Below are 7,539 nucleotides of genomic sequence, written 5' to 3'. Positions count from 1 at the left end.
GATTCATACCGATACCCGCTGGTCGCTTCTGATGAGCCGTTCCAATGCTTTATTAGGTAGTTGTCATTGATGACAATAACGGGGATTCCAGCGGTTTCGATAAGTGCTCGGTATCGCTTATTTGTCTTTTCTAGGCTGGCTTCAATCGTGTGGCGCGTTTCGATTTCCAGCTGAAGGTCCCTGTTTGCGGAATCAAGTTCGCCCGTTCGCTCAAGTACACGCGCTTCGAGATTTTTCTCAATACGGCGTTTGTCGGCAAGTAAAGATGCAAAGTAGAGGGATGTGGCGCTCATGAAGAACCAGGCGAGAAGCTCAAAGTTGGTTATCACCCAGTCGGATACACCGATGCTTTGAGGTAGGGTTATTGAATTGTTTTGGGCCGGCGAAATAAATAGAGTGGTAATCGCTAACGCTAAGCAGCAACCAAACCAACTAAAGCGAAGCGTTGCCCAAACAAGCAGCAGTGCGCAAAGAGATATCCAGCTGCGACCAAATGCCAGAGCCATAAAGCTTATCAAGATCAGGCTCATGCACCATGCGGAGTATTCTTTGGGGTCGCGGGGTAAGGCAGGCCATTGCTGTTTTTGTCGCCAAAGAATGAGTAGCGGGCATATGCCAATGACCATAACAACGGAGGCAAGCACCTGATGGAGATAGGACGAGAGGGTATAATCCGCATGCTCCAAACCGATATTTGCTGACAAAACATAGAGCCCAACACTGACACTTGAGCTTAGTACGGCCAAGCCTATAAAAATGCTGGTCTCAGCGCTGCTCGCCAGCATGCGAGACGACATTTTTTCCTGATCTTGTGCGAAGTAAGGGAGAAGCATCGTGAGTGTCATTGAAGCGGTAAATAGGAGGTTTGAAATTGCCCCTAAGGCACCGTGCTCAAATCCCGTGACCGTATCGGCGGCAAATGTCAGAGCCAGGCCCGAGCAGAGCCCGGTAAAACCGAATGTATAAGCCAAGCTGACGGATACGGCTCCTAATAGCCAAAGGTGAGTGTTGGCGTTCAGCCCGCCTTGAGAGCTAACAATGATCAGGTATACAGCGGTAAATGCGACAACGAATGCGACAAAGTGTTGGCTTTTTTTGGTCGATATCGCTACGTGGCTTAGTTCGTTTGAACAAGCGACATGATCGGAATTTGCTTTTGACAAACGGAGCCTCTCGCGACACAAAAGCACACCGACAATTTAGCTAGTGTGCGTCTCTTGTTTTTGATGCGAGAAGTTTAGACGTAATTAAATGTTTATCTATGTGTTAAGAGATACAAACCGTAACGTTTTGTTAACATTGCGACACTTGTTGGTCTGCAGAAAATCTCATGGATAAATCGATGGATTTTACGTCCTTCGTCAACGCGCCTATTGATATGTAGTCGACACCGGTTTCGGCAATAGGCGTGATTGTTGAGTTGGTAACATTTCCTGATGCTTCCAGCTTCGCTCTTCCGGTGGCTCGTGCTACACCCGCTCTCATTTCTTCGAGTGAAAAGTTGTCCAGCATAATAACGTCTGCACCCGCTGCAAGTGCCAGATCAAGCTCATCGAGAGATTCAACTTCGATCTCTACTAGCTTACCGGGCGCAAGTTCTCTGGCGTTTTGAACTGCGTTTTCGATAGAGCCGCAAGAAATAATATGGTTTTCTTTGATAAGAAATGCATCATAAAGGCCCATTCGATGATTGTGGCAACCGCCCACAGACACGGCATATTTCTGCGCGACACGCAGCCCAGGAAGGGTTTTTCTTGTATCCAGGAGTTTTACTTGGGTGTGCTCTACGATCTCTGCGTAATGTTTCGCTAGGGTTGCAGTTCCTGAGAGTGTTTGAATAAAGTTCAAAGCGCAGCGCTCGGCAGTAAGAATACTTCTGGCATTGCCGCTTAGGCTCAAGAAACACTCATCTTTCTCGACGAGGTCACCCTCAGCTTTGTGCCATTGCACTTGCATTGATTGATCAACAGATTGAAATACTGCATTCGCCCAATCGACACCGCAGAGCACCATATTCTCGCGCGTAATTACTTTCGCGCTTGCCTGTTGTGACGCTGGAATAAGCTGAGCGGTAATATCGCCGTTACCGATGTCTTCAGACAGGGCAAGCTCAACATTATTCTTGATGGCTTTAGTCAGTGTTGCGTTGTCGATCATCTTTGTACTCAGGAATGATGTGAAGACCGCGCATTATAAGGGCTTTAGCGAATAATTCTACGTCTTTAATAAGCCTGTATGTGACTTTGATGGCACCCTGATAAAGAAGTAAAAGTCTCATGTTGGTGACTATGTCGTTACAGTTATGCTCTTAGGCAGGTTGCGATGAGGACGGGCTAGTATCACCGTGCGCCAGCTGTCTATCTTGGTTTCAAAGTGAGGAAGGTGATGATATTGGCTATAGAGTGAAAGTGAATAGAGTGTGCGTAATAGAAACGGAGGGCGGTCTTTTTGTGGTGCCTCTGGCCAATCATATGTGCTTTGGTGCGAACAATTAGTGAACAATATTCACGCGAAGGATTAGGCTTATTTCAATCTCGGGCTAAACTTCCCCTAAATCTAGGCTTGTCGCGAAAGCCATACGACTCTCGCTGCGGCTTTACGGCTCTCTTTGTGTGAACCAATTCGCTTTGCAACAAAATGTGACACGCGATAATAAAATGACGCCATATACTTATAAAACAGCTCAAAAATTGACGCTCATTTTGATGCTAAGCACGTATACTATTCGTCAAATAACCTTCTTGGAAAAGATATGGCCACCGCAAAAGTGATTGGAATACATGGAGTAAAGGCACCGCAAGGACAAGCTTCTCGCCCATTGCCTGCGGAGTTTACGAAACTCCGCGATCACGCTAAAGAGCGCATTCGAGCTCTGATGATCGACTTATTTAACAATGCTGATGACGCTTTATTCGCAATGGTTGATAAGTCCGGTGCTGACCAAGCGACTTATTTTGAGGCGATGCGTGAGCTTAGACTGCAGAAAAAGTCGATATTGATTTCAACACTGGGCCCGGCCTTACGCTCCTTTTCCGATACGAGTTCAGGTATCAAAGGTTCGAGTAAAAAAACTGAAGCGGAGGATTTAGATACCTTAAGCTTGGTTGCAGAGGAAGATCTTGAGTTCGACGTTGCTGTAGAAGGCATGGTTCAGCGGTTAGCGGCGGAAGCGGCGGAACCCCTCAAAGCATTCAGGGTTCGCGTTTGTCATATGCTAAAAGCGAAGGAGATAGGTGATGAAGAGGTTCCAGTTTCACCTGAAATACTATGCCGAGGCTTTGTCGAAGGTTGTATGAATCTTGAGGCCGATATCAAGGCCAAGCTGATTGTTTTTAAGTTGTTCGAACGCTATGTGCTCGCAGAAATGCCTAATGTATATGAAGAGTTTAATAAGCTATTAGCCTCAGCGGGGATAATGCCAGACTATAAACCTACCCATAAGGTTTCAAAGAGTGCGCAATCCGGTTCTGCGGACAAGTCTCAGCAACCTGAACAAGATGTTTCGCCGAATGGTGCGCGCAATGAGAGCGATGGCGTTGGCTTTGATTTGAACGTGCTTCGTCAACTGCTCCACCCGCAAGGGCAGCCAATGACAAATGGCGCAACGTCCGCAGCGGGTATGCCGAATCTTAAAGTCATACCTCATCAAGATATTTTAAATACGCTGTCATTGTTTCAGAGTAATGGCCATGAAGCCGTTGCTAACTTCATTACGCCAAATCAGTCTATCGATTTTCAGGCATTGCTCGCGGCGCGTTTAGGTGGTTCAGAGCAAGGCAAGGTGTGTAATGATGTCGATGCTGATGTTATCAACCTGATTTCGATGTTGTTTGAGTTCATTCTTGAGGACAGGCAGCTTCAGGCTGAGATGAAGGCAATAATCTCTCGCTTGCAAATACCACTTCTCAAAGTAGCACTGATCGATAAAACCTTCTTCAGTAAGGGTGGACACCCCGCACGTAAACTACTCAACGAGATTGCATCGTCTGCGATTGGCTGGACTTCGCCAAGAAGTGGTCGAAGAGATCGTTACAAGGAAAAGCTCGAGAGTATTGTCGAGCAAGTAACAGACGGTTTTGACGATAACGTAACAATGTTTCAGGAGCTACTAGAAGACTTCAATCAATTTGTTGATGTTGAGCGCCGCAGGGGGTTGCTGGTTGAACAGCGTACAAGAGACTCCGAGAAAGGCAAAGCGGCAGCCGTTGAAGCGCGTCTGGCAACGCAGGAGGTTATTAACAAAGCGATTGACGGGCGCGCTGTTCCTGATCTGGGAATGGAGTTATTGAAAGACGCCTGGAGCAATGTATTAGTGTTTAAATATTTGCGCGAAGGCGCAGACAGTCAAGCGTGGCATGAGGCGGTAGACGTTGTGACTCAGCTTGTTTGGTCGCTTTGCCCAGATCCCAAGGAGCCAGAGGCACGTGCAAAATTATTGCAGCTGATTCCTAATTTGGTAGCCAAAGTGCGGGCTGGATTTCAAGACGTGGCGCTGGATGAAACGTTGGCGAAACGATTGCTCGACAAGTTAGAAGATCAGCACGTGCTTTCTTTGCAAGCGCTTCAGCAGCAAGTTGATTTGCAAGAAACCGCAGAGCATCTTGATTCTTACAAAGATCGCGCGCGTGTCGGGATTGATGAGAGTGTTTCTGCTCAAAATGATGAGGTGAGTGATCTTGTTCGGTCCACCTTAGAATTGGAAGAAGATTTCAAACAGTTGCAAGAGGCATGTGAACAAGCCGATGAGAAACACGCGGGTATTGAGAGTCAAAACGAAAAACTACCCAAAAAGCAGGAAAATATCGTTTTGGTTGAAGAGTCAAACGAATCGGAAGGCTCAGAACTAGCCGAAGATAGTCCGTTCGTTCAGCAAGTTGATCGATTTGTTGTAGGGTGTTGGTTTGAGTTTGGTTCCAAAAATTCCAATGAGCGCTGTAAGTTGGCCGCCGTGATTCGTTCAACAGGCAAGCATATTTTTGTCAATCGAGCGGGTGTGAAAGTTGTGGAGAAAAATCGAATGGCGTTGGCAGAGGACCTCCGTTCAGGTGAGCTGCAGGTGCTGAATGACGGCTTACTTTTTGACAGGGCGCTTGAATCGATTATTACTAATCTACGTTCATAAGGTATGCTAGCAGACGATTTTTTTAGTCTTTGAGAGCATTATGAATATCGTTGAAGGTTGGTTGGATTCAGCAATTCGCTGTCCTTCGCCGAACTACAACCAACGTCCAGAGGCCGAGCCTCCCAGTCTTCTTGTTATACACAATATTAGCCTTCCTCCTGGCCGCTATGGTGGAGGCTATATCGAGGCGTTTTTCCTCAATAAACTGGATTCTGCTCAAGATCCATATTTTGAGCAAATTCAAGACTTACAAGTCTCTGCTCACTTTCTTATCGCGCGAGAAGGCAAGATTACTCAGTTTGTTTCGTGTCTTGATCGCGCTTGGCACGCCGGCGCTTCGAATTTTTGTGGGCGAGAAAATTGTAATGATTATTCTATTGGGATTGAGTTGGAAGGACAGGATTTCGAAGCTTATACATCGGCCCAGTACGACGCTCTAAAAGAACTTGCAGGTGCAATTATCAAGGCCTATCCAAAGATAAATACAGACAGCATCGTCGGACACTGCGACATAGCGCCCGAGCGGAAAACCGACCCAGGTCCGTCTTTTGACTGGGACCGTTTTAAAGCATCTATTTAACCTAGATTTCTACCCAGCCAGGCTGCACCGCGAACACCGCTAGAATCACCATGTTTAGCGGGAACTATTTTGGTTCGTAGTGTGTCAGAGAAAACATGTGGGATGAGGGCTTTCTTCAGGTTTTTGTATAGAAATGACATGTTGCTCAAGCCGCCACCTAAAACGATACATTCCGGGTCCAAGACGTTGATGACTGTTGCTAGGGCGGCCGCAAAATGCTCCGTGTAGTATTCCTCCGCTTTGATTCTTTGGTCTAAGTCGTGGTGGTTTATAATTTCTTCAACCCTTTTGAATTGGGTGTTGTTAGAGGTGTTAAAGAAACGGACGAATGCCGGACCGCACAAGTAGGTTTCTATACAGTGCTGTCGCCCACAGTAACAAGGAGGATTGTGCAGAGCGCAGTGGCTGGAGGGCATGGGGTTGTGCCCCCATTCGCCTGTTATGGCATTCGGCCCAAGTATTGGCTTTTGGTTAATGCAGATGCCCCCTCCAACGCCGGTTCCTATGATCACGCCAAATACACTCTGGCTCTTCGATGCCGCACCGTCGCAGGCTTCGCTGAGCGTAAAGCAATCTGCATCATTGGCGATTTTAATTTCTCGCTGAAGGCAATTTTCTAAATCTTGTTTCAGAGGGTGCCCGATAAGCCAGGTAGAGTTTGCATTTTGAACCAACCCTGTCGATGGAGACAGGCTTCCGGGTATTCCAACTCCCACGCTACAACGCTGACCAACCTTATCTTCGGCATCTTCAACCAAATCGACGAGGGCAGACAAGGTTTGTTGGTATGAGTCGCGAGGGCTCGCGATGCGCTTTCTGTGCTGAACCTGATTGGTATTATCGAGCACGATAATTTCGATTTTTGTACCGCCAAGATCAATCCCTAAGTGCATGAACTCTCCTGGTTAGCTCCTGATTAGCGTGAGCTGAGCAGTTTTGCTGTCGCAATATTTTGCAGGCGTAGCCGTTAATGTCATCAATTTCGGTCGGTTTGTTCGCACGCACATCCTGCAACATTGACGAGATATTGTTACCAGTGTTTTTTGCTACATCAAGTATAAGTGTTTCGATCTCTTTTTCAGATGCATTTATGCCGGCTTTCGGCGCTAAACAGCTGAGTTCGCGAATAAGTTCTTGCCATAGCGTGCTGAAGGTTTGTGTCTGGGATATCTCTCCGTTTGGAACATTTTCAAGAGCGGTGAAGGCATTGATGCCGCAGTTAATGATTAGTTTTTTCCATAGTATAGGCTCAATATTCGAAGAATATTCTACTTGGTGGTCGCGGGAGGGTTCTCTATTTAGGTTTTGGGTAAGCAGCTCTTTTATTCTCTTACTGCTGATACCCTCGCTGTGGTGACTTAATGCGCCGATGAGCGTGTCGCCATCTCCCGCCAGCACGAGCTGGCCGTTAGTATTGATGTTTGCGCCAGATGTTGTGCTTGCGGCGAAGACTTTTCTTGTTTTCAGATTCCCAACGATACGTTGATGACTGCCCAGTCCGTTTTGAAATAGCACGAAGGGAATGGATGCACAGAGCGCTTTGTCAAGACACAAGGCGGCTTCTAGCGCATCATAGCTTTTGGTGCAAATGAGCACGGCATTCAGGTGCGCCGTCTTGTGCGTAATCTCAGTGACGCTAAGCAAAGGGATGCTAAGTTGCGAAGACTCTCCATCGGCGTCGTGGCTCTTAGTGATTTCAAAATCAATGTTATGGCGTGCTTTAGATATCTCGCCTTTTGTCGTTTTTCGCGACGAGATAAATAAGCAGTTGTCAGCGCCGAGCCGATAAGCCCACAATTTGCCTATCGCGCCCGCCCCACAAATTCCAATCAATTGA

Annotated in this window: 6 protein-coding genes; 2 read left to right on the top strand and 4 right to left on the bottom strand. The window is 47.0% G+C overall.

Translation table 11 applies throughout. The features are described from left to right. Both A3750_RS04815 and nadC read right to left on the bottom strand, forming a co-directional pair. Positions 1–1,163: hypothetical protein (locus tag A3750_RS04815; RefSeq protein ID WP_156498410.1), on the bottom strand; the 1,163-nt coding region annotated here is incomplete at its 3' end. A gap of 130 nt (positions 1,164–1,293) precedes the next feature. Next, a complete protein-coding gene (gene nadC, locus A3750_RS04810; RefSeq protein ID WP_068464321.1) occupies positions 1,294–2,157 on the bottom strand; it encodes a carboxylating nicotinate-nucleotide diphosphorylase in 864 nt (287 codons plus the stop codon). Positions 2,158–2,752: 595 nt separating this feature from the next. Here nadC and A3750_RS04805 point away from each other — a divergent pair. Both A3750_RS04805 and ampD read left to right on the top strand, forming a co-directional pair. Then, the gene (locus A3750_RS04805) at positions 2,753–5,122 is read left to right on the top strand and encodes a DUF1631 domain-containing protein (protein WP_068454294.1); all 2,370 of its coding nucleotides are present in this window, start codon (positions 2,753–2,755) and stop codon (positions 5,120–5,122) included. A 40-nt stretch (positions 5,123–5,162) separates the two neighbouring features. Further along, positions 5,163–5,702 carry a 1,6-anhydro-N-acetylmuramyl-L-alanine amidase AmpD gene (gene ampD / locus A3750_RS04800; RefSeq protein WP_068454297.1) on the top strand — a complete coding sequence of 180 codons (540 nt, stop codon included), beginning with the start codon at positions 5,163–5,165 and terminating at the stop codon, positions 5,700–5,702. Here the strand turns inward: ampD and A3750_RS04795 are convergent. Together A3750_RS04795 and A3750_RS04790 are read right to left on the bottom strand one after the other, a co-directional pair. After that, on the bottom strand, positions 5,699–6,595 hold the full coding sequence (locus A3750_RS04795) for an ROK family protein (protein ID WP_068520239.1): 897 nt from the start codon (positions 6,593–6,595) through the stop codon (positions 5,699–5,701). The two genes, ampD and A3750_RS04795, sit on opposite strands and share 4 nt — an antisense overlap. Further along, positions 6,579–7,539: ketopantoate reductase family protein (locus A3750_RS04790; protein WP_082873200.1), on the bottom strand; the 961-nt coding region annotated here is incomplete at its 5' end. The genes A3750_RS04795 and A3750_RS04790, both read right to left, overlap by 17 nt.

This window comes from Oleiphilus sp. HI0079, assembly GCF_001635105.1.
Note: the sequence above shows the minus strand (reverse complement) of the source record. Positions and strands in the feature narration are given on the sequence as shown.